Here is a 21,857-nt window from a genome sequence, read left to right on the forward strand (position 1 = left end):
AATTGAATTACAATCCAAGAGACTCTTTTATCAATTGAAGATTTTCAGCACTGAAATTAATTTTTAATGCTTCTTCATGTCCTTTATCAGACATTTTATTCCAAGTTTTCAGAATAATATTTTTTAGTTTTTCAGTGTCGTGTTTGTGTACAAATGGATCTAAATAATATTCTAGAAAAACGAGGCAAATCACATCTTCTAAAAGTTGTGTTTCAGCATCTTTTTTGAGTAATTTTTTTTCTATAAGAAAAGAAACACGTGCAATGAATTCCTCTGAATAACCTGCTTTTTCTAAAATTTCGGCTGTGAGTTTAGCGTGAAATTTTTTTAAATCTTCTCTCCATTTCAAATACCCTACGCGATCCATTGGATAAGATTCTCGTGGCATTTTCCATCTGCAAATGTGCTGTGCTTTGGCGGCAATTTGAACAGCTTCGGAAGCTTCTGGATAAAAATCCATTAACCTCTGATACATTCTGTTAGAATATAATAATTCCTTTGGATGCGAAACAGATTGGTATGTTTCACTATTTGGATCCTGTGCATTTTCTGCATCTATCCAAGCACTTGCTTTTTGAAATGGAGTAGTAGTCATCTGAAATGTTAAAAATCAAAGATACGTATTTATTCCAAAAAGCCAACGAATACTTCACCATCCACAACTTTTACAGGATAAGTAGCAATAGAATAATCTTCTCCGTTAAGGTTTGAACCGTCTGTAAGTGAAAAGGTTTTTTTGTGCATTGGGCATGCAATTTTTGGAATTTCATCAGCAGAACCAATCATTCCTCTTGAAAGCACCATTTCCATTTTATGAGGACAAACATTTTGGCAAGCGTACCATTCGTTTCTGCGAGAGAAATTGATAACTGCAATTTGCTTGTTTTTATATTTGATGCATCCTCCACCTTCAGTAGGGAAATCAGTAGTTTTTCCGGCTTTGAACCAAACTTTCACTTCGTTCAATTGAACTGTTTCGTATTGATTTAGAATATCTTGCATACTATTTGTTTTTAAATTTCCACAACTCCAACAGGTATAAATAATGTCTGCGAAAGATCAAAATCGGTCTGTTGAAGTTGATGGAATAATTTTTAATTTTTTAGATTACCAAAGTCTAGGCATTTTTTGATCTCTCATTGGCACAAATTCAATGTTGTCATCTCTGTCATCAGAATTCACAAAATGGCTAAAACGTTTTAGCATTTCAGGATCTTCAACAACTTGAGTCCATTCGCATTCGTAAGTATCAACTAAACCTTGCATTTCTTTATCCAATGCCTCAGCAATACCTAAACTGTCCTCGATTACTACTTGTTTCAAGTAATCCAATCCACCTTCTAATTTTTCTAACCAAGTAGAAGTACGTACTAATGGTCCTGCTGTGCGGATGTAAAACATTAGGAAACGGTCTAAGTATTTCAAACAAGTCTCTTTATCTACTTGCTCTGCAAACAGCACTGCATGTTTAGGATTTGCTCCTCCATTACCACTGATGTATAAATTCCAGCCTCCTTCAACAGCAATAACTCCAAAATCTTTTCCTCTTGCTTCGGCACATTCTCTGATGCAACCAGAAACGCCTCCTTTAATTTTATGTGGAGAACGCAATCCTTTGTATCTGTTTTCTAATTCAATGGCAAAAGAAGTACTATCGTCCATTCCGTAGCGACACCAAGTGTTTCCTACGCAGCTTTTTACGGTACGCAGTGATTTACCATAAGCGTGACCACTTTCAAAACCATTGTCGATTAGTATTTTCCAAATTTCTGGTAAGTCATTTAATTCAGCACCGAATAAATCAATACGTTGTCCACCAGTTATTTTAGTATATAGATTGTATTTTAAAGCAACTTCTCCCAAAACGATTAATTTCTCAGCAGAAATTTCTCCACCTGCAACCCTTGGAACAACCGAATAAGTTCCGTTACGTTGAATATTTGCTAAGAATCTGTCATTTGAATCTTGAGCTGTTATGTGTTTGTTAGCCGTATCATTATAAATACTAGAGAAAATAGAAGATACTAATGGTTTACAGATTTCGCATCCATCTCCTTTTCCAACAGTTCCTAATACTTCGTTATGATTGGTAAACTTGTTTATTTTTATAATGTCGTAAAGTTCTTGTCGGTTGTAAGCAAAATGCTCACAAATCACATCTTTAACTTCTTTACCTAATGATTTTTGAGTTTCTTTAACCAAATCAACTACCATTGGTTTACAACCTCCACAACCTGTTGTCGCTTTAGTTGTCTTAACCACATCTGAAAAAGTTTCACAACCACCCTCCGTAATAGAACAGCAGATACTTCCTTTAGTCACGTTTTCACAAGAACAAATCACGGCTGTATCGGGCAAATCCATAGCACTTCCCATTGTAGCGCTTTCTCCACCTCTTGAACCCAAAATCAAATCTTCTGGGTTTTTAGGCAATTTCATAGCATTGCTATAAATTTGGAATAACGAATTGTAATCACTTGAATCTCCAACTAAAATACCTCCCAATAATGTTTTTCCGTCTTTGGTAACATTGATTCTTTTGTAAATTCCGTTGAATTTGTTTTCATAAACAATAGCGGTCACTTCCTCATTTTCTATGAAAGGATCACCAAAACTCGCAACTTCAACACCAATTAATTTCAATTGTGTAGACATATCGATGGTTTCTCTCATCGTTTTTTCACCACCAAGAATATGCTCAGCAGCAACATCGGCCATCTCATATCCTGGAGCAACAAGACCGTAAATCATATGGTTATAAAGTGCAACTTCACCAATAGCATAGATGTTTGGATCTGAAGTTTGCATTTTATTATTTACTACAATTCCTCCACGAACACCTACTTCAAGCCCTGAAACTCTTCCTAGTTCATCACGAGGTTTAATCCCAGCAGAAACAACCAACATATCTACTTTAAGCAAATTATCACCTTCAAACATCATTCCTGTAATGGCATGTTCTCCTGCAATGTATTGCGTAGATTTATTAAGATGAATACCTATATTTAGCTCCTCTATTTTAGATTGCAGCATATCACTCGCCCCTTTATCTAACTGTCTTGGCATCAATCGAGGTGCAAATTCCACAACATGAGGATTTAATCCTAAATCACGTACGGCTTTGGCAGCCTCAAGTCCTAACAATCCTCCTCCAAGGACAGCAGCTTCAGTAGCGCCTTTTTGTTTTATTTTTTTGGCGTAAGCCATAATAGCATCAAGGTCTTCAATAGTTCTATATACAAAAACACCTTCTTTGTCAACACCTTCAATTGGTGGAACAAAAGCAGCTGAACCCGTAGCTAAAACTAAGTAGTCATACTCATGTGTTTTTTCTAGATGGGTATGAACTGTTTTATGTTCTCTATTAATATCTGTAATTAATTCGGAAGTATTAAGAATAATATTGTTTTCTTCATACCAATTTGAAGTTGACATGGATAAGTCGTCAGCGCTCTTCCCTGCAAAGTATTCACTTAAGTGAACACGGTCGTAAGCGCGTCTTGGTTCTTCTCCAAATACGGTTATTTGATACTTCTCTTGTCCTGATTTTGCGATGAATTTTTCACAAAATTTGTACCCTACCATGCCGTTTCCGACTACTATTACTTTAATCATAACTCATTAATTAAGTATTACTACGCAAATGTAAGTATAAATACTTAATTAAATACTTAATTTTTTATTTTTTTTAAACTTAATTTTAAGTAAATACCTGTTTTGTTATCTAAGTATATGAGTTGAGATGTTGCTAATAAACGCTAATTTTCTAGTTTATAGCCTGTTTTATTGGGGTTGATTAAAAATGTGCATAAAAAAATCCCAATTACTTTTTTGTAATTGGGATTATGTTAGAGGGAGAAGAATTTACAACAAATAAAGAAAATACTTAATAATCAGAATAATCCGTTGGATATAAAAACGTAATATCAATATGAGAAATATTGTTTTTATATTTTTCCATAGCAATAAGTCCTTTCCATTCCGGTGAATCTACAAAAGCTTTCCAGTGTGAATCCCGACTTTCTTGATTGTCAAAAGTTGTCAGATACATTAGGTTGGGCATTTTGGCTCCAGATAATACTTCACCGTAAAAAACAGCATTAAAAGCTAAACGATTAAATAATATAATTTCACCACCAGCATTAAACATATCTACTTTGTTTCTATAAATTGCTTCGGTAGCAGATTCATAACTACGTAATTCATAGACTCTATTTTCTCTAGGACTATTTAATGATGGCGTTTTTAGCAAAGGATGATCTGTAAATGCTTGTAATAAAATGGATTCGATACGCACATAGGGTGCTTCTTTGTAAGAGGCATTAATGTAATCTGCTCCAGTAGTTGCATATATTTTGTCTTTGGCAAGGTTTTCATCAAGACTGACAAATTGTTTCATAGACGAAAATGGAATCAGGACGATTATTTTTTTTAAAGAATCAGTCACTCTAGGTTTGAAGACACCAATATTTTTTATTCCAATTCTTTTCAAGGCAGGTAAATATGCTTCTTTAAGAAATTTTTCGGTGGTTTCTACTTGTTTACTTGATTGTAAGATGTAGGTTTTGATTTGGTAGAATTCTCGTGATTTTGTAGCTGTTTTTCCAAAACTGGAAAGGGTACAAAAAATAGCAATTAGAAAAAATAATTTTGATAATTTCATTTTTGGATGTTTTGGTTGGTACTTAATTTTTGATACTTAATGGACTACTTTCTGAAATAGAAAAATAGATGGCATTTTATATCGGCTTATAAAAGTATGAAAAAAACATTCCTTTTTTTTATTAAAGAAATAGAATCTTTAATTGAAGTATTTGTAACCATAGATATATTATTTATCTTATTAATAATTAAAAGTGTTTTTGATTATTGTAGAATATTAGTGTTTATAGTTTTGTAAAGGGGGTAGTGTATTGCAAATATTTTTTTGTTTGTAGTTTTCTAAAATTTTCTTAATACGGTCATATAAATTTGTTTTATCGAACTAATCTCAAAAGCAAACCATTGTATTTCATACCATTTGCCATCTGGTAATATAATATTGGTTGTAATCACTTCAGTTCCAGAAGTTGTCCAAGCAACAAGATTATCCCCATCAACTTCTAAAAAACTATTGCTACTTAAAGTTACACTGACAACCTGCTCATTTTGATTAGAAGTAGTTGCAAAAGTTTGATATGTAATTTTTTTAGAGTTTGCAGAAATATTTAAAATTCTCGGGCTGTAATAATTATTATCTGCTTTTCTTAAATCAATTCTAATAGTGCCATCCAGTTCAATTAATCCAGAAGCAGATAATATTGTGTTATTTGCAACAGAATTTGCCATTGTTCTAAGGATACTTACTCTCTGGCCAACATTTAAATTATAATTTTGATTATAAGATATGTAGCTTGTGCCATTCCATATCCATACAGAACCATCAAGTCCATAATAAATGTTTTGTTGATTTTGGATTAAAGATACAGTATGCGTAACAACAGGCAATTCATCGTCAAAAATTGTAGCGGTATTGGGATCATTAGTATCACAAAACACATTTTTTGAATATGAATTTGCTGTATTTGAGGATAATGCAATCCATTGGTTTAATATAGAATTGAAAACATATAAACCTACACTCGTTACGTTAATAGTTTGTCCTGCTGGTGAACTGCTGGCTTGTGTTGCATATGTAATCGCACCATTTTGGTCAGAAGTATACGTTTTTGCTTGTAATTGATCTCCAGTTAATCTTGGAGGGATAATTCCATCCATAACAGTTATGGTTGAAGGTTGTCCTACTACATCTAATGTTGCTTTTGGATCCACGGTATTAATACCTGTTTGAGCATTTAATTGCAATACCGTATAAAAAAACAAAATAAAGAAAATGGATTTCATAACTGGGGGATTTTAGTAAACAATAAATTGTTTGTTAATGTGCTTTTCTACTTTTTTAATAATGCTTTAGTCAAAATCAATTTAGTTACAGCGATATACTAAAATTTGATTGTTAACACTATTGAATAGAGAGTATTAAACAAATGTATATATAATATTTTTATTACAAATCATCAAATTGGTTTTTATTTTTATCACTCTTTTTGTATGTGATTTAGGTCTATTGGGTTTATTTTGCTGCTGTTTTTGGAATATGAGAGTGATTCTATTTTTTAATTTTGCTTAATAGCTTTTGTAATTTCATTTATGTGTAATGAAACCTATTAATAATCTATTCTTATCAAAATTAATTTCTTAAAATTTTAGGTTTAAAAAACACAATTCTACAAAATCAGAGTTGGTAGAAATATCGTTATCTTTTTAGAGAAAAGTGGCCTCTGTATTCTTTCCCATTTTCTCTAGTGACAATAAACCAATAATCACTAGATGGAAGTTCATATCCATTGTGTTTTCCATCCCAAGAAGCTGAGTTCTCTAATGTTTTTAACAATTTACCATAACGATCAAAAATAGTCACTTTTAATTTTGGCTCAACATAAGAAAATTTAATTTCCCAAGTATCATTATATCCATCACCATTTGGAGTAAAAAACTTTGGATACATCAACAAAAAAACATCATCTTGAGTAATTCCGCAGCCATTTTTATCACGAACATAGATGGTGTATGAGCCACTCTTTAATCCATAAAAAACATTGTTTGCTTGATAGTTAATTCCGTCAATTGAAAATTCATAATCTCCAGTACCAATTGTGTTTACTGAGATTACATTGTTATTGTCAGTCCAATCTTCTGAGTCAATACTTGTTATTGTTGCAGTATTAGATAAAACGACACTGAAGTTTTTTGTAGTTGAACAGCTTGTATTACCATAGATTTTAGTTACGGTTACGGAATAATTTCCAGATTGCGAAATTGTAATTGTTTGTGAAGTTGATCCTAATGACCAGCTATAACTATCAAAACCAGAACCTGCATCAATGGTAATGCTATTATTTTTACAAATGGGAACAATGTCTGATATAGAGATAATAGGCTTGCTTACCAAAGTTAAATTTAACATTACAATTTGATGGCAACCATTATTTGAATTAATCCTAACAAAAATAATATGATTTCCAGTTGTTAAATTATAGTTTGCAGGCGTTGCTATTGCATCAGCATTTGTTTGATTAGTAGCCCCTAATAATGAAAAATAATATTCGAAAGTACAATTTGATACATTTGAAATTAAGTTAGTTTCATAGTTTGTTAGAGTAATGATTTCTAAACCATCATTTAAATCATCACAAATTGTTTCAGAATAATCATTTGCGTTTAAAGTGTTTATTAGAGTTGCCGTAATTGCTATACGATTTAAACTTTCACAGTTATTTATAGTTTGAGAAACATAATAAGTTGTTCCATTAATAAGAAGTGTAGTATTTGGTATTGCTATTGTACTTGAGTTTGAATTGTACCAATTCAAATTGGTTCCATTTACAACAATATCACTTAGAGTAGGATTTTGAGTTGAACAAAATGTTTGAGTTGCAGTTCCTGTTGGTGCAGGTGTATTTTGGACGTGTATTAATATAGGAATTCTTAGGCTTTCACAATTATTTGTAGTTTGAGAGGCATAATAGGTTTGCCCATCTAATAAACTCGTTGCATTTGAAAGTAAATTTCCGGAAGAAGTAGCATCATACCATTTTATATTTTGGCCAATTATGCTAATAGAACTTATTGTTGCGTTTTGTTGCACGCAAAAAGTTTGTGGAGAGATTAAAGTAGGCACGCTAACAGCATTAACAATCACATTAATTAATGTTCTATTACTTTCACAACCATTTACCGTTTGAGAGGCGTAATAGTTAGTATTGTTTTGCAAAACTGTATTTATAGGTAAACAATTTGTGTCCGTTATTGAAGAGTACCATTTTATATTTTGTCCTATTGCAATTAAATTTGAAACAGTAGCAATTTCGCTTTCGCAAAAGGTTTGATTTGTAGCAATTGGAGAATTTGGAGATTGATTTATAGTTACTGTCACCCCTAATCTTTGACTTTCTGGGCAATTTCCAGATTGATTTGCTGCATAATAGATTTGTCCATTTACTAATGGTGTTGTGTTACTCAATTGATTTGTGGAAGTTACAGAATCATACCATTTTATAGACGATGAATTAGGTAAAAGAGTTGATATTGTAGCATTTTGTGAAGAACAGAAAGATTGTACTGTATTTCCTATTGGAACCGAAGTATCACATTGTCCCAATTTGACTATAAAACCAGTATAACCAAAATTAAGCATGTTGTAAATAGCTGTAGGACTTGGATCAAAATCAAACAAGCTATTGAATGATGCAGCTATATAAATGGCATTATTCGGATCAGAAGCGACCCTTAAAGCACCGTTATAGATGTGTTTAAAGTTCAAATACTCACCGTTATGATTTAATAAAATTAATAAGCCTCCCAGCATGCCATCATATGTGTCTGGGATTTCAGTTGTTGTATTATTTGTGTCTTTTACAAAAGTTTGACCACTAGTTTCTAATACTAATTGAATTTCACCGAGACTATTAAAACTAATTGATTTAACATCCTGTCGCTCACCACCGTAAATAGAAGTACCCCAGATAAAATCTCTATTTGTACTAATTTTAATAAGAGAACCTTCTGACCCAAAAGTAGCGGGTAAAGTAGCGGTTTGATTATTAAAATTAATCGAAAAAGGACCTACATACTGTGTAGTAAAATAGATGTTATTGTCTTGGTCTACTTTAATTGATTTGTCTTCATTACTTATTCCAGCACCCACAGTATTACTTAATTGTTGGTACCAAATAGCCTGGCCATTACTATTTAATTTAGCTAAAAAATCACAATATAAGTTAGCAGTATACAAGGTACCTGAAAATGTCATACTGTGTTCGAAATTTCCTTTTAGAATAATGTTATTATTATTGTCACAAGCTAATGAATGTGGGAAAACATTATCGCCTAGAATCAATTTTTCCCAAATAAAGGTATTATTCGAGTCAACTTTTATTATAAAAATTTTATTATTTAATGAACTAGAAGTCCCGACATTTCCAATAGTTAAAATATTATTATTCATGTCAGTAGTTGATTCCTTAGGATAATAACTCGGATAAAAATTGCCGCTCAAAAAATTTCCATTAGGGTCTAATTTAATAACAAACCCACCATTGCCACCAGTAGGATTGTTTTTTAGAAATGTTTTAATAGGATCAGGATCTAAATCTATTTGATAGCCATAAGCTAATCCAGTAACAATAATATTCTGATTCTTGTCTAGTACTACAGATAATCCATGTCCTGCAATTTGTTTTGCCCATTGAAAGTTTTTATTAGAATCTAATTTCAAAAGATAACCATCACCATGTAACGAAGTATCATCTAAAAAATAGGAACTAGTTAGGCTTGGATCTAAATCAGCACCGTTATTGAAAAAGCCAGTAGAGAAAATATTACCGGTATCGTCACAGACGATAGATCTGCAGTCAGAATAACCATCAATTTTTGATGCCCATTGAAAATCTTGTCCAAACAAACTAATTTGAGAAAAAAACAAATAAAAGAAAAAAATAAATTTGTATTTCATGGAAAAAATGAAAGTTATATTTTAAAGTGCTACACAATTTTTGTTATTACACCTAATTAAAGGTTTGTACCCAGATGCAGTTGCTACAATTTGATTACGGAGTATTCCTGTAGGGCAGGAGCGAAGTTAAGAGAAAAACAGTTTGTTATAACAAGAAAAATCTTCAGAAGTATGAAGTTGTTTTTAAGGTAGGGTAATTATTATACTTATATCTTCAAAAGTTCATTTTCCAATCTATCAAAATTCTCTTCATTTTTTGGCACTGCAAACTTTTTAATTTTTTCACATTCTGATACCGTTTTGAAAATCATTCGAAATGAAATTTTTGTTTTTGTATCATTGAGTTTTTCAAAACCAACTTCCATGTCAAACAAAGGTTGAGAAATTCTTGTCCAAGTAATTAATTGAAGCGGTTGAACGGTTTTGAATACAGATGAGTTTTCATAATTGCCATTTTCAGGGCCATGCATAGTAAGAATCCATTTCCCATCAGGCTTTAGATCAAACTCATGAATTGTATTTGTAAAACCTTCTGGACCCCACCAATTCTTCAAATGTGATGGATTTGCAAAGGCTTGATATACTTTTTCTACAGGATAATTTAGAACACGTGAACTAAAAATTTCACAGTCAGAATTTGCACTCATAATTTCAATATTAGTTTTTTTTAATGCCAATTAGCAGTAGTCTTTCTAATAACAATCATTTTCTTAAAATTTTATCCATAGACTTGCCTTTAGCTAATTCATCCACTAGCTTATCCATATACCGCACCTTTTGTATGAGTACATCTTCAATTTCTTCTACGCGATACCCACAAATTACACCCGTAATTTTCGAAACATTAGGATTTATTTGTGGTGCTTGATCAAAAAACGTTTCAAAATCATTTTTCTTGTCAACTTGTTCCTGTAGTGTTTGCTGATTGTAACCGGTTAACCAAAAAATAATAGTGTCAACTTCTTCTTTTGTGCGTCCTTTTCTTTCTACTTTTTTAATATATAATGGATAAACAGTAGAAAAAGGCATTTTATATACTCTTGTATGGTTCATTTTTCAAATTGTTTTTCTGAATTAGAATTGACCTTTATATTTTGGGTCAAAATCTATCATCCATTCAATTCCGTATTTGTCTCTAAACATACCAAAATAGGAACCCCAAGGACTATCAGCAATTGGCATTTCTATTGTTCCGCCTTCTGAAAGACCGTTGAATAATTTATCTGCTTCTTCTTTGCTTTCTGCACTTATTGAAATCTTGCTTCTGTTTTCGTTTTCATTTGTTCGTCCCATACTTTCCGGAACGTCATTAGCCATCAAGATATTTTTGCCAATAGGCAAAGCAATGTGCATAATTTTATTTGCCTCATTTTCTGCTACTGGAAATTCAGCACTTGCTAAATCTTTGAACCGCATAATGTTTACAAACTCTCCGCCAAATATTGATTTGTAAAAAGTAAACGCTTCTTCTGCATTACCATTAAAGTTAATGTGAGGATTGATTTGTGCCATTTTGTTTAATTATTATAAAAATTAATTCCGACTATATGTTGGGTTATTTTGCTGGAAATTTAGTAAGGTCCATATAAAAGACTTCCCAAGTGTGTCCATCAAAATCTTCAATAGTTCGTTGTATCATAAAACCGTAATCTCTGGTTTCGTTTGGTTCAATTCCTCCAGATTTTAGTCCGTTAGCCAAAATCTCATTTACTTCTTCAACACTGTCTACAGACAATGAAAAAATACCTGCTAACTTTGATTTTGTATCCGCAATAGGCTTGGTTGCAAAGCTTGCAAACTTTTCGTGTGTCAGAATCATCAGAAAAATAGTTTCACTCCAAACCATACATTTGCCTGAGTCGTCTGAAAATTGGGGATTGTTTGAAAACCCTAATGCAGTGTAAAAGTCCATTGATTTTTGAACGTCTTTCACTGCTAAATTGATAAATATTTGCTTCGCCATTTTATTACTTTTATAGATTTACGTTTCTCCACTGGAACTCTCCGCAGAATAGTCCTAGCGTTTTTTTACTAATCAGTTCTAAAGATAAACAAAATTTTAATTTAGTACTTTCCTGCTAAGAAAAACCAACTTTCCTCCCGATACTTCGGGAAAGCCTATTTTTCCAATCCGTTGTAGTAGCTTTTAGGCGTTCATTTTTTAAAGATTCACTTTTTTCAATTCCATTTGAATAGTGTCTTTGTATAAAATCATTTTCCACTGCATTGATTTGTCTTTAAATTTTGAAATCTGAACCGGTATTGTATCAGGTTTATTTCTGTTTTTTTCGAAGGATATAACTTTGAAATTTTGATTTTTATCATCATCGTATTGATACTTCATAAGTAATGAAGTACTATCCAAATAGATGTGTGGATTTGGACAAAAATACATTTTTCCTCTTTCTTCTATATATAATGTTTTCCAAGCTAAAGTATCTTTTTGCCATTCATTTTCAAGAATTACTCTTCCATTGCGGGTCATCGATTCGACTTTCCATTTACCGAAATATTTCTGTGATTTCCGTACATCATAACTATAATAGAATACAAATAGAAATGGAATTAAGATGCACAAAAAACGTATTGATTTGCGCAATGTTGTATTTCCAACAGTAGGTAATGTGCTTTTATAACGCCTAAAAAAATCAATTATTTCCTCTTTTCTTTCTAAGGATAAATAGGATAGTCCTATTACCATAATTATTGATGTGAAAGTAGTAAGTGGGCCAATTCCATAAAATAGATTAATCAATAGAATATTGATTTGAACAGGTAAAAGAGTTAGTACTCCCAACAAAGTGGTGCGTCTAAATAATAAAAGAATACTGCCTATTATTTGAAATAAACCAATAATGACTGTTAAATAATAGGAATGTCCATAATATTTCCATGTCAGTTCTTGACCAGTTAATGTATTAACTAATGCATCTTCAATATGATAGGAATAGGCAAAATTGACATCAAATAGTTTTTCAAAACCAAATGTAGAAATATAAAAAGCAAGCCAATATCGCAAAATAGTAGTAAGCCAGATATAATACTTTTGAGAATCAATTAAATTGTTTTTTTCTTTATAATGCCAATAAAATGATAATCCAATTGAAAAAATAATTCCAGTAATCAAAGAGGACATTCCAATTGGAATTATGTATTGATTCAGTTTATAAGGAAAAAGAGGTAAAATAATATGGAGTACCGAGTCGATTCCACCCACAATAGATAAAAAACTTAAAGTGAATTTTAAAATCCATTTTGTTTTATTCTGTGTTTCATTTGAACTCATAGGCTAATTTTAATTAATTTTTTCATAATAACTTTTGGAATAGCCACTAAGGTTTTACCATTTGGCATAGTAGTGGCAAGTTAAAGAAAAATGTAGAGAAAAATTGTGAAAGCCTGTGTTATTTCGGACTACTAATCCCTAACGTCCCGCTGCTTTGAGATGGCTGGAAGTTCGTAACCGCTCAATTTTCGGCTTAACGAAAACTTGATGCGAAACGGTAATTCCACTAAACTCCAGCTAGCTCAAAACAGCTGTTATGCCCAGTTATTGTTGTTATTTAGTTGGTCTTGAAGTCGCTGTCGGTTTAACTTTATCTTCAAGAATTTCAATTACACTTTTCTTCAAGTCATCATATTTTAAGTTGTCGTTAAAGCCAATGTTGAATGTTGAATGTGTATCGCCTTTTGTTCGGCAGAGTAAATATTTTGACCCGCCTTGTTCTACAGAAATTGGAGAAAACTCGGTTTGGATTCTATATTCAATGTTGTCCTCCTGATTTACAACATAGAACAAATGTTTATTGTAAATGTCTTTTGAACCTTCTTCGTATCTTTCATATACTTGAATTAGCTTGTCATTCCATTTGAATTGGTCGAAGCAAAACATATCTTTTAAATTGTCTTTAAGTAGCCCATTTCTGTAAGCATCATATAGTTTGACTTTATATGGTTTTGCTTTATCATACTCTTTTCTATGATAATAGATTTGGATGAGTTTTGCATATGAATGATAATCCGATGGGTCTAATTGCAATAGCTCAACAAAGGCAGGTTCAGCTTTCTCATAATTACCTTTTAAAGATTCAAGTAGTCCGATATTGAACAAAGCGTTTATATATGAATTAGATTTGTTGTCTATTTTGGATTTGGCTATATAAAAGGCTTCTAATGCTTTGTCGTTATTTTTTTGGTCAGAATAGATTTGAGCGACAAATGAATATGGTCTGTCTTGGCAATTCTTTTGTTCAGTTGCTTTTTTGTAAGCTTCAAGAGCTAAGTCTAATTTTTCTAAATGATAGTAAGAGTCACCAAGTCCGCTGTAAAATCCGGCATCGTCCGATTTTAAATCAATAGCTAATTGGAAAGATTTTACAGCTTCATCATACTTCTGCATATAGTTCAAAGTCGAAGCCTTTATGTATAGTGGAGCAGGGTCTTTTGAATCTTTTTCGATTGAAAGGTTCATAAATTTAAGACAATTGTTATCGTCTTCTTTCATATAGTAAGCTTGTCCAATATAATATAATGATTTGGCTGTGTAATTATTCGATTTAGAAGCGTGTTGTTCTATGATTTGGTCAAACTGTTTATTGTCGGATAAAGTTTTTAAATTTTCCGTTGTTTGGTCTTGAGCAAAAATTGTCAAGCTATAAATAGTCAAAATCAGTGATGATATAATATTCTTAACTTTCATTCGGTACTTTTTTTTATAATTGGGCATAACGTTCCGCCGCTTCTCGTCAGTTGCGAAGTTCGGAACTTTATATTTTCTGTTAAAGATAAAAATTCTTGCGAAACGTGAACGTTAACTTACCACAAAATTCGCAATTGCGAGAAACGGCTGTTGTGTGTAGTGCTTTTATGAAATCCATCCTTTTCTATACACTTTAGTTATTTTTCCATTTTCAAAAAAGAAAATAAATGCAATTCCACTTGAGCCTTCTTTTCCAACGCGATTTGTTGTAATGTTGATTACCAAGCTATCTTTATCTAGTTTTGAAAGTTTTGCGTTCGGTTTCCTTCTCTTTTTTAAACAATCCAATCTTAATTCCGAAATTTGGTATTCAATTTCAGCGAGTTTTTTATAAATCGGATAAGTTTTTGTTTTGTCATATTCAAAAAGTTTTTCCTTTTCAATTCCCAATTCATATGCAACATATTCAGTTGAAAAATAGAATTCGTAAAGAGAACCGTTTTCAATTGTTGAATCAAATCTAAAATTTTTAACGCCTAGATCTTTGTCATTTTTTAAATAATTTACTGCTGAATCAATTTGACCGCACAATTCTGCATCAGAGTTATATTTCGAATTCTGTCCGTAAATTATGGTTGTAAAGAATAAAATTAAAATGATATTTCTCATTTAAGCAGTTTTAGCATTACACACAACGTTTCGCGGCTTCATGAAGTGGCGATTAACCAAGACCAAGCCTTAACAAACATAAACAAAACTTTTAATTAAAAACCTTTCCAATTTCTGATAAATCCCGAGCCTCGCCATTTCTTGAAACCGCTGTTAGTGGCTGTTTTTATTTTTTCCACTTTCTGTTTTTCCATTTTCAGTTTTTTCTAAGTTGTCTAATTCTGGAGTTGCAATAATTCTTGATAAAAAATGAATTGTTCCAGTTGTTTTAAATTTTTTGGTTGCCCAAATTAGTCCAATAATAAATCCAATAACCGATATAGTAATTCCCAGTATCATCCCATTTTGGTTTGGGAAATAGTAATAAATTCCAAGACTAAAACCAATTCCAAGTAGAGTAGGCGACAATACAATTTGAATCCAACCTACAATTTCAGTTATTATTTCAAAAATTTTATGCATTTCAATTATTTTAATTTAGTAAACTTTCAATTAACATAATCAAAAGCATAATTCCGATTACAATTACTGCACCTTTTAGATAAATTTTCTGAATTTTCTTTTGATCACGATAATCAGAAGTTTGAATTGTTTCAGTGTTTGCTATTATTTCATTTTCGATAAAAATTTTGTCTATTTTAATTCTGTCATCATTTTTTATGAAGTATCTAATTCCACTTTCAAACATTGGTTGATTTTCAATATCGCAATAATATTCAATACTCTGCTTTTCGAGTTCGCTTTCAAAGATTATTTTGTCTTTCGGCAAAACATATATTTTTACGTTATTCTCGAACAATATTTTTGGTGTGTTTACTTTCATTTTTGCGCCATTTTAGGCAAAATAGCCACTAACGTTTCGCGGCTTCATGAAGTGGCGATTAACCAAGACCAAGCCTTAACAAACATAAACAAAACTTTTAATTAAAAACCTTTCCAATTTCTGATAAATCCCGAGCCTCGCCATTTCTTGAAACCGCTGTTAGTGGCTGTTTTTATTTTTTCCACTTTCTGTTTTTCCATTTTCAGTTTTTTCTAAGTTGTCTAATTCTGGAGTTGCAATAATTCTTGATAAAAAATGAATTGTTCCAGTTGTTTTAAATTTTTTGGTTGCCCAAATTAGTCCAATAATAAATCCAATAACCGATATAGTAATTCCCAGTATCATCCCATTTTGGTTTGGGAAATAGTAATAAATTCCAAGACTAAAACCAATTCCAAGTAGAGTAGGCGACAATACAATTTGAATCCAACCTACAATTTCAGTTATTATTTCAAAAATTTTATGCATTTCAATTATTTTAATTTAGTAAACTTTCAATTAACATAATCAAAAGCATAATTCCGATTACAATTACTGCACCTTTTAGATAAATTTTCTGAATTTTCTTTTGATCACGATAATCAGAAGTTTGAATTGTTTCAGTGTTTGCTATTATTTCATTTTCGATAAAAATTTTGTCTATTTTAATTCTGTCATCATTTTTTATGAAGTATCTAATTCCACTTTCAAACATTGGTTGATTTTCAATATCGCAATAATATTCAATACTCTGCTTTTCGAGTTCGCTTTCAAAGATTATTTTGTCTTTCGGCAAAACATATATTTTTACGTTATTCTCGAACAATATTTTTGGTGTGTTTACTTTCATTTTTGCGCCATTTTAGGCAAAATAGCCACTAACGTCCCCGCGCTACAAGCAGTTTGGGACTAAATTATGCCCATTCTTCGGATTTGCCAAATCTTCCAAATACAAACCAATTTTTCCATTAAGCCTAATCCCCAAATTGCTTGTAGCGTGTGTTAGGCGTTGTATTTATATTCATCCGATTGCCTCTAATAAATAGAATAATGAAGCCAACGCTAGACATATTATTATAATCCAGTTTCTGACAATTCCAATATGTGTGTCCGGTTTATAAAATCCTTCTGCTTTTTCTTTCCTAACGTTAACCCACCATTTATTAAATTTATAATATGCAAATGAAAGAATAGCCAATAGTATGCTATATAATAAAGATTTATAGTTCATGATGCTTTAATTACTTCTCAATTTGTCTGTTATAGTTTCATTTTTCATCCTCGTCCGTAATTTACTATTGCTCCATTTCTTCCAGTAGGCTTTTAAAAGGTTGCTGTTATTTTGGAAGATTGTTTATTATATATATATCGTTTTCTATTTTAATTTTTGTCTGCTTACAGCGTATATAACGCCTAACTTGTATATATGTATGATAGTATCATACAAAGCCACCTAAATTTGGGTAGATATATATGACAGACGTCATACTTTATTTCAACTCAAATATATAAATAATTCTTTACAAATCATCAAACGGACTCTTTATTTGTTGAATACTTTTCGTACTTACGTGAGTGTAAATTTCGGTAGTTTTGCTACTGCTATGTCCTAATAATTCTTGTATATATCGCAAATCGGTTCCGTTTTCTAGTAAATGTGTAGCATAACTGTGGCGTAACCAATGTAGAGTTACAGGTTTTGTGTTTCCAACTTTTTGAAGAGCTTGTTTTAAAACACTTTGTAAACTTTGTTCTGAATAGTGTTCTCCTATATTTTGCCCTTCAAAGAGCCAAGTTTTAGGTTTGCTTATTACGTAATATTCTCGAAGCATTTCTAATATTTTTGGAGACAAAGGAGCAATTCTATCTTTTTTTCCTTTGGCTTGTCGAATAATTACGATTCCTCTTTTTGAATCAATATCAGCTGGTTTTAAATTTAAAAGCTCGCTTCGGCGCAAACCACAACTATAAATTAAGGATAACATTGTTTTGTGTTTGATGTTGCTATGAGCATTTAAAATTAATTTTATTTCCTCTTTACTCAAAACGTTGGGCAATAGTTTAGCTCGTTTGGGACGGTGTATTTTATCTACCATCATCTTAGTTTCCTGAATGGTTTGAAAAAATAGTTTAATTGCATTTACAATTTGGTTCTGATACGAAGCCGAAAGATTGTTTTTCAAAATGTACTCGTTGTTGTAAACAATCACATCTTCATTGGTGATTTCGGCAATGGGTTTTTCTCTATAGAAAACCAGGAAGGATTTCAAGGCTTCAGTATAGGTAGTTATTGTGCTTTCGCTATACCGTTTGGAACGCAGCCATTGCTTGAATTTCTTAATTTGTTCAATGCCTTCTGCCGATGGAATAATATGTGATAAAGGTGGGATTTTAAACCGAATCCGATTTTGTTCTGTATCTGGAATGTGCCAAGCTGCTAGGGATTGACTCCAGCGTGCGCCTTCAATTTGTTTGATTCGGGTAATTAATTCGGTATTTTTTTCGAAATAAACGGCAATTCGTTTTTCTTTTTTGTGGCTGATGGTTTTGGCTTTCCAGTACATAGGTTTATGTTGAAGGAACTAAAGGTATTGTTTTTTTGTAAAACAGTGTTTTGTTGCTTTGGTTATTTTGCAAACGGTTTCCCTATCCCTGATGGATCAATTGCTCTCGCAATTGCCTCTATTGGCGGGGTTCGCCACTAGAGATAGAGTGTACAGCAGGATTAGCTTCAAGATTGTTAGATTATCCTTGCTTGTAATGACAATTAAAATGTCAGTTTGTCAGCTAATTTTACGACAATTTTAACAAATACTGACAATTTATGGACTGCCATTGCATTGGCACAAAGATTGACTATTGCAACTCGAGCCGTTAAAATAAGTATACAATAAAATTAAATATATTAAAAATGGGTAAAATAATCGGAATTGATTTAGGTACGACCAACTCTTGTGTTTCTGTAATGGAAGGTAATGAAGCAGTTGTTATTCCTAATGCAGAAGGAAAAAGAACAACGCCATCTATCATCGCTTTTGTTGAAGGTGGAGAAATTAAAGTGGGAGATCCTGCTAAAAGACAAGCAGTAACAAATCCTACCAAAACGATTGCTTCTATTAAACGTTTTATGGGTCATTCTTTTGCTGAAATCACTGAAGAAGCAAAAAGAGTACCTTATTCAGTAGTAAAAGGGGACAACAATACACCACGTGTGGATATTGATGGTCGTTTATATACTGCACAAGAATTGTCAGCTATGACGCTTCAAAAAATGAAAAAAACAGCGGAAGACTATTTAGGTCAAACTGTTACTGAAGCGGTTATTACTGTTCCTGCTTACTTTAACGATGCACAACGTCAAGCTACTAAAGAAGCTGGTGAAATTGCAGGTCTTAAAGTAATGCGTATTATCAACGAACCTACAGCTGCTGCTTTAGCTTACGGTTTAGATAAAAAAGGTAAAGATCAAAAAATCGCTGTTTACGATTTAGGTGGTGGTACTTTTGATATCTCTGTTCTTGAATTAGGTGACGGAGTTTTTGAAGTATTGTCTACTAATGGTGATACGCACTTAGGTGGTGATGATTTTGACCAAACTATTATTGACTGGTTAGCTGACGAATTCAAAACGGAAGAAGGTATTGATTTACGTTTGGACCCAATGTCATTACAACGTATTAAAGAAGCTGCAGAGAAAGCTAAAATTGAATTGTCATCTTCTGCTGAAACTGAAATCAACTTACCTTACGTAACTGCTACAGCTTCAGGACCAAAACACTTAGTTAAAAAATTAACTAGAGCTAAATTTGAACAATTATCTGATTCATTAGTAAAACGTTCAATGGCACCAGTTGCTAAAGCGCTTAAAGATGCAGGTTTATCTACATCTGATATTGACGAAGTTATCCTTGTAGGAGGTTCTACTCGTATGCCAAGAATTGCTGACGAAGTTGAAAAATTCTTTGGTAAAAAAGCGTCTAAAGGAGTTAACCCTGATGAGGTTGTTGCTATTGGAGCAGCTATTCAAGGTGGAGTTTTATCTGGAGATGTAAAAGATGTATTGTTACTTGACGTTACACCATTATCTTTAGGTATCGAAACTATGGGTGGAGTTATGACTACATTAATTGAGTCTAACACAACTATCCCAACAAAAAAATCGCAAGTATTCTCTACTGCTGCTGATTCTCAACCATCTGTTGAAATCCACGTATTGCAAGGAGCTAGAGCAATGGCTGCAGATAATAAAACTATCGGTCGTTTCCATTTAGATGGTATTCCACCAGCACCAAGAGGTGTTCCACAAATTGAAGTAACTTTTGATATTGATGCTAATGGTATCATCAAAGTTTCTGCAACGGATAAAGGAACTGGTAAATCTCATGATATTCGTATCGAAGCTTCTTCTGGATTAACAGCTGAAGAAATCGAAAGAATGAAAAAAGATGCAGAAGCAAATGCTGATTCTGATAAAATTGCAAGAGAAAGAGCTGAAAAATTGAACGAAGCTGACGGAATGATCTTCCAAACTGAGTCTCAATTGAAAGAACTTGGAAGCAAATTATCTGATGAAAACAAAGTTGCTGTTGAATATGCATTGACTGAATTGAGAATGGCACACCAATCTCAAGATATTCCTGCAATTCAAACTGCTCTTGACAACATTAACGCAGCTTGGAAAAAAGCTACTGAAGCAATGTATGCTCAAGGAGAACAAGGTCAAGCTGACGCACAACCACAAGGTGATGCTGCTCAAGGAGACAATGTTGAAGATGTTGAGTTTGAAGAAGTAAAATAATTTTTACTACATCATAAAGTAAAAAACCGAGCTAGTAATAGCTCGGTTTTTTTTATTTCTAAAAACAGCTATTTTATCTGCTAAACATGATTTATCTCATAAAAGAGCTTATTATTTCTGCCTATTTTTGCGGTATTGTAAGTAATAAAGCAAAGCGGTAATTTTTATTTTTCGAGAAATCAAAAGCAACTAAGAACAGTTTTTTTGAAAAAGATTTTCGTAATATTACTACATAAATCAATCGGAATGAGAAAAATTAAATACAGAAAAGGAAGAAAACTGCAACCTTATAGTTTAGAATATACAGGGATTCATAAGGACAAAGAGTCAGAAATGCAGCTGTTTGTGTATGATAGTTTTGAGGTCACAGAATATGAGGATTTTAAGGTTTTTGATTTAGATAAATTAGTAATTCCTCAAAAAACAAATTGGCTGAACATTCATGGATTGAACAATCTTGCTTTAATACAGGCTATTGGCGGACATTTTGATATTGATAATTTCATGCTAGCCGATATTTTGAATACAACCAGAAGAACCAAATTAGAAGAATCGCATGACAGTTTGTTCTTTAATATCAAATCACTTTTGCCAACCGAGCATTCGGATAATATCAGTGTGGAACAAATTAGTTTTTTGATGAAAGACGGTGTTTTAATCTCTTTTCAAGAAAAACGTTCTGATTTTTTCACACACATCAGGGAACGTATCCGAACGCATTCAGGGATTGTGAGATCTAAAAAAGCAGATTATTTGCTGTACATCCTTTTGGATGCAATTATGGAAAATTTTTACATCACCATAGAAAACGAGGAAGACAAAGTGGAGGAGTTAATCAACCTTTCCAAGCGAAGTACAGATCCTATAATTTTAGAAAAAATTGAAAAACATAGGGATAATTTTAATTTTTTGAAACGTTCTATAATTCCTCTTAGGGATTCTTTGTACGATATAAAAAGTATCAAAGATGATAATGTGTTTAATATAATGGAAGCGGATAATTTTAGTTTTTTTGCTCGTTTACACCAAAAAAGTTTGGAGCTATTAGAACAAATAGATTCGGATATGGGTTCGTTAGAAAGTGCATCTAATTTCTTTTTTTCGGCACAAACACATAAGATGAATGAAATCATGAAAACCTTGACTATCGTTTCGGCACTATTTATTCCGCTTACATTTATTGTAGGGGTTTATGGGATGAATTTTGAAAACATGCCGGAACTCAAATATCAAAATGGCTATTATGCGATAGTAGCAATTATGGTATTAATCAGTATAGGAATGGTTGTTTATTTTAAAAAACGACGTTGGTTTTAATTTTTAGAAAAAAGAATAA

20 protein-coding genes are annotated in these 21,857 nt (G+C 32.2%); 2 read left to right on the forward strand and 18 right to left on the reverse strand.

The genetic code is table 11. The features are described 5' to 3' along the window. Positions 1-7 precede the first annotated feature (7 nt). The 18 genes from C8C88_RS10700 to xerA all read right to left on the reverse strand — a co-directional run bounded on the left by C8C88_RS10700 (position 8) and on the right by xerA (position 18,287). The gene (locus tag C8C88_RS10700) at positions 8-595 is read right to left on the reverse strand and encodes a DUF4202 domain-containing protein (RefSeq protein WP_121338112.1); all 588 of its coding nucleotides are present in this window, start codon (positions 593-595) and stop codon (positions 8-10) included. A gap of 29 nt (positions 596-624) precedes the next feature. Continuing rightward, positions 625-1,002: a nitrite reductase small subunit NirD gene (gene nirD, locus C8C88_RS10705; protein WP_121338113.1), complete on the reverse strand. Its 378-nt coding sequence runs from the start codon at positions 1,000-1,002 to the stop codon at positions 625-627. Between the two features lie 105 nt (positions 1,003-1,107). Next, entirely contained in the window at positions 1,108-3,615 is a 2,508-nt protein-coding gene (gene nirB, locus C8C88_RS10710; RefSeq protein ID WP_121338114.1) for a nitrite reductase large subunit NirB, read from the reverse strand. 271 nt (positions 3,616-3,886) lie between these two features. After that, the gene (locus C8C88_RS10715) at positions 3,887-4,663 is read right to left on the reverse strand and encodes an NIPSNAP family protein (RefSeq protein ID WP_121338115.1); all 777 of its coding nucleotides are present in this window, start codon (positions 4,661-4,663) and stop codon (positions 3,887-3,889) included. A 278-nt stretch (positions 4,664-4,941) separates the two neighbouring features. After that, a complete protein-coding gene (locus tag C8C88_RS10720) occupies positions 4,942-5,883 on the reverse strand; it encodes a hypothetical protein (protein ID WP_121338116.1) in 942 nt (313 codons plus the stop codon). Positions 5,884-6,295: 412 nt separating this feature from the next. Further along, positions 6,296-9,553, reverse strand: coding sequence for a T9SS type B sorting domain-containing protein (locus C8C88_RS10725; RefSeq protein WP_121338117.1), 3,258 nt, complete (start codon positions 9,551-9,553; stop codon positions 6,296-6,298). A 206-nt stretch (positions 9,554-9,759) separates the two neighbouring features. Further along, entirely contained in the window at positions 9,760-10,200 is a 441-nt protein-coding gene (locus tag C8C88_RS10730; protein WP_121338649.1) for an SRPBCC family protein, read from the reverse strand. Positions 10,201-10,255: 55 nt separating this feature from the next. Further along, a complete protein-coding gene (locus tag C8C88_RS10735; protein WP_121338118.1) occupies positions 10,256-10,606 on the reverse strand; it encodes a DUF2200 domain-containing protein in 351 nt (116 codons plus the stop codon). Between the two features lie 21 nt (positions 10,607-10,627). Further along, the gene (locus C8C88_RS10740; protein ID WP_121338119.1) at positions 10,628-11,065 is read right to left on the reverse strand and encodes a VOC family protein; all 438 of its coding nucleotides are present in this window, start codon (positions 11,063-11,065) and stop codon (positions 10,628-10,630) included. A gap of 43 nt (positions 11,066-11,108) precedes the next feature. Further along, positions 11,109-11,516 (reverse strand): VOC family protein, encoded by a 408-nt coding sequence (locus C8C88_RS10745; RefSeq protein ID WP_121338120.1) that lies wholly within the window; start codon positions 11,514-11,516, stop codon positions 11,109-11,111. A gap of 198 nt (positions 11,517-11,714) precedes the next feature. After that, positions 11,715-12,839 carry a hypothetical protein gene (locus tag C8C88_RS10750; protein WP_121338121.1) on the reverse strand — a complete coding sequence of 375 codons (1,125 nt, stop codon included), beginning with the start codon at positions 12,837-12,839 and terminating at the stop codon, positions 11,715-11,717. A 273-nt stretch (positions 12,840-13,112) separates the two neighbouring features. After that, positions 13,113-14,252 carry a tetratricopeptide repeat protein gene (locus tag C8C88_RS10755; RefSeq protein WP_158588993.1) on the reverse strand — a complete coding sequence of 380 codons (1,140 nt, stop codon included), beginning with the start codon at positions 14,250-14,252 and terminating at the stop codon, positions 13,113-13,115. 165 nt (positions 14,253-14,417) lie between these two features. Beyond that, positions 14,418-14,921 (reverse strand): hypothetical protein, encoded by a 504-nt coding sequence (locus C8C88_RS10760; RefSeq protein ID WP_121338123.1) that lies wholly within the window; start codon positions 14,919-14,921, stop codon positions 14,418-14,420. A gap of 153 nt (positions 14,922-15,074) precedes the next feature. Continuing rightward, a complete protein-coding gene (locus tag C8C88_RS10765; protein ID WP_121338124.1) occupies positions 15,075-15,383 on the reverse strand; it encodes a hypothetical protein in 309 nt (102 codons plus the stop codon). Between the two features lie 10 nt (positions 15,384-15,393). After that, entirely contained in the window at positions 15,394-15,744 is a 351-nt protein-coding gene (locus tag C8C88_RS10770) for a hypothetical protein (RefSeq protein ID WP_121338125.1), read from the reverse strand. Between the two features lie 159 nt (positions 15,745-15,903). Next, positions 15,904-16,212, reverse strand: a complete 309-nt coding sequence (locus C8C88_RS10775; RefSeq protein WP_121338124.1) for a hypothetical protein — start codon at positions 16,210-16,212, stop codon at positions 15,904-15,906. 10 nt (positions 16,213-16,222) lie between these two features. After that, positions 16,223-16,573, reverse strand: coding sequence for a hypothetical protein (locus C8C88_RS10780; RefSeq protein WP_121338125.1), 351 nt, complete (start codon positions 16,571-16,573; stop codon positions 16,223-16,225). Between the two features lie 670 nt (positions 16,574-17,243). Continuing rightward, a complete protein-coding gene (gene xerA / locus C8C88_RS10790) occupies positions 17,244-18,287 on the reverse strand; it encodes a site-specific tyrosine recombinase/integron integrase (RefSeq protein WP_121338127.1) in 1,044 nt (347 codons plus the stop codon). A gap of 347 nt (positions 18,288-18,634) precedes the next feature. Between xerA and dnaK the strand changes: the two genes are divergently transcribed. Continuing rightward, a complete protein-coding gene (gene dnaK / locus C8C88_RS10795; protein ID WP_121338128.1) occupies positions 18,635-20,521 on the forward strand; it encodes a molecular chaperone DnaK in 1,887 nt (628 codons plus the stop codon). Positions 20,522-20,767: 246 nt separating this feature from the next. Then, on the forward strand, positions 20,768-21,838 hold the full coding sequence (corA, locus tag C8C88_RS10800) for a magnesium/cobalt transporter CorA (protein WP_121338129.1): 1,071 nt from the start codon (positions 20,768-20,770) through the stop codon (positions 21,836-21,838). Positions 21,839-21,857 lie beyond the last annotated feature (19 nt).

This window comes from Flavobacterium sp. 123, from assembly GCF_003634825.1.
In the GTDB taxonomy this organism is placed as follows: domain Bacteria; phylum Bacteroidota; class Bacteroidia; order Flavobacteriales; family Flavobacteriaceae; genus Flavobacterium.

Coding starts and splice junctions, on each gene's coding strand:
- C8C88_RS10740 (WP_121338119.1), bottom strand. CDS start 11,065: ATGGCACAAATCAATCCTCACATTAACTTTAATGGTAATGCAGAAGAA.
- nirB (WP_121338114.1), bottom strand. CDS start 3,615: ATGATTAAAGTAATAGTAGTCGGAAACGGCATGGTAGGGTACAAATTT.
- C8C88_RS10760 (WP_121338123.1), bottom strand. CDS start 14,921: ATGAGAAATATCATTTTAATTTTATTCTTTACAACCATAATTTACGGA.
- nirD (WP_121338113.1), bottom strand. CDS start 1,002: ATGCAAGATATTCTAAATCAATACGAAACAGTTCAATTGAACGAAGTG.
- C8C88_RS10735 (WP_121338118.1), bottom strand. CDS start 10,606: ATGAACCATACAAGAGTATATAAAATGCCTTTTTCTACTGTTTATCCA.
- corA (WP_121338129.1), top strand. CDS start 20,768: ATGAGAAAAATTAAATACAGAAAAGGAAGAAAACTGCAACCTTATAGT.
- C8C88_RS10770 (WP_121338125.1), bottom strand. CDS start 15,744: ATGAAAGTAAACACACCAAAAATATTGTTCGAGAATAACGTAAAAATA.
- C8C88_RS10765 (WP_121338124.1), bottom strand. CDS start 15,383: ATGCATAAAATTTTTGAAATAATAACTGAAATTGTAGGTTGGATTCAA.
- C8C88_RS10715 (WP_121338115.1), bottom strand. CDS start 4,663: ATGAAATTATCAAAATTATTTTTTCTAATTGCTATTTTTTGTACCCTT.
- C8C88_RS10750 (WP_121338121.1), bottom strand. CDS start 12,839: ATGAGTTCAAATGAAACACAGAATAAAACAAAATGGATTTTAAAATTC.
- C8C88_RS10775 (WP_121338124.1), bottom strand. CDS start 16,212: ATGCATAAAATTTTTGAAATAATAACTGAAATTGTAGGTTGGATTCAA.
- C8C88_RS10745 (WP_121338120.1), bottom strand. CDS start 11,516: ATGGCGAAGCAAATATTTATCAATTTAGCAGTGAAAGACGTTCAAAAA.
- C8C88_RS10725 (WP_121338117.1), bottom strand. CDS start 9,553: ATGAAATACAAATTTATTTTTTTCTTTTATTTGTTTTTTTCTCAAATT.
- C8C88_RS10720 (WP_121338116.1), bottom strand. CDS start 5,883: ATGAAATCCATTTTCTTTATTTTGTTTTTTTATACGGTATTGCAATTA.
- xerA (WP_121338127.1), bottom strand. CDS start 18,287: ATGTACTGGAAAGCCAAAACCATCAGCCACAAAAAAGAAAAACGAATT.
- C8C88_RS10780 (WP_121338125.1), bottom strand. CDS start 16,573: ATGAAAGTAAACACACCAAAAATATTGTTCGAGAATAACGTAAAAATA.
- C8C88_RS10730 (WP_121338649.1), bottom strand. CDS start 10,200: ATGAGTGCAAATTCTGACTGTGAAATTTTTAGTTCACGTGTTCTAAAT.
- C8C88_RS10700 (WP_121338112.1), bottom strand. CDS start 595: ATGACTACTACTCCATTTCAAAAAGCAAGTGCTTGGATAGATGCAGAA.
- C8C88_RS10755 (WP_158588993.1), bottom strand. CDS start 14,252: ATGAAAGTTAAGAATATTATATCATCACTGATTTTGACTATTTATAGC.
- dnaK (WP_121338128.1), top strand. CDS start 18,635: ATGGGTAAAATAATCGGAATTGATTTAGGTACGACCAACTCTTGTGTT.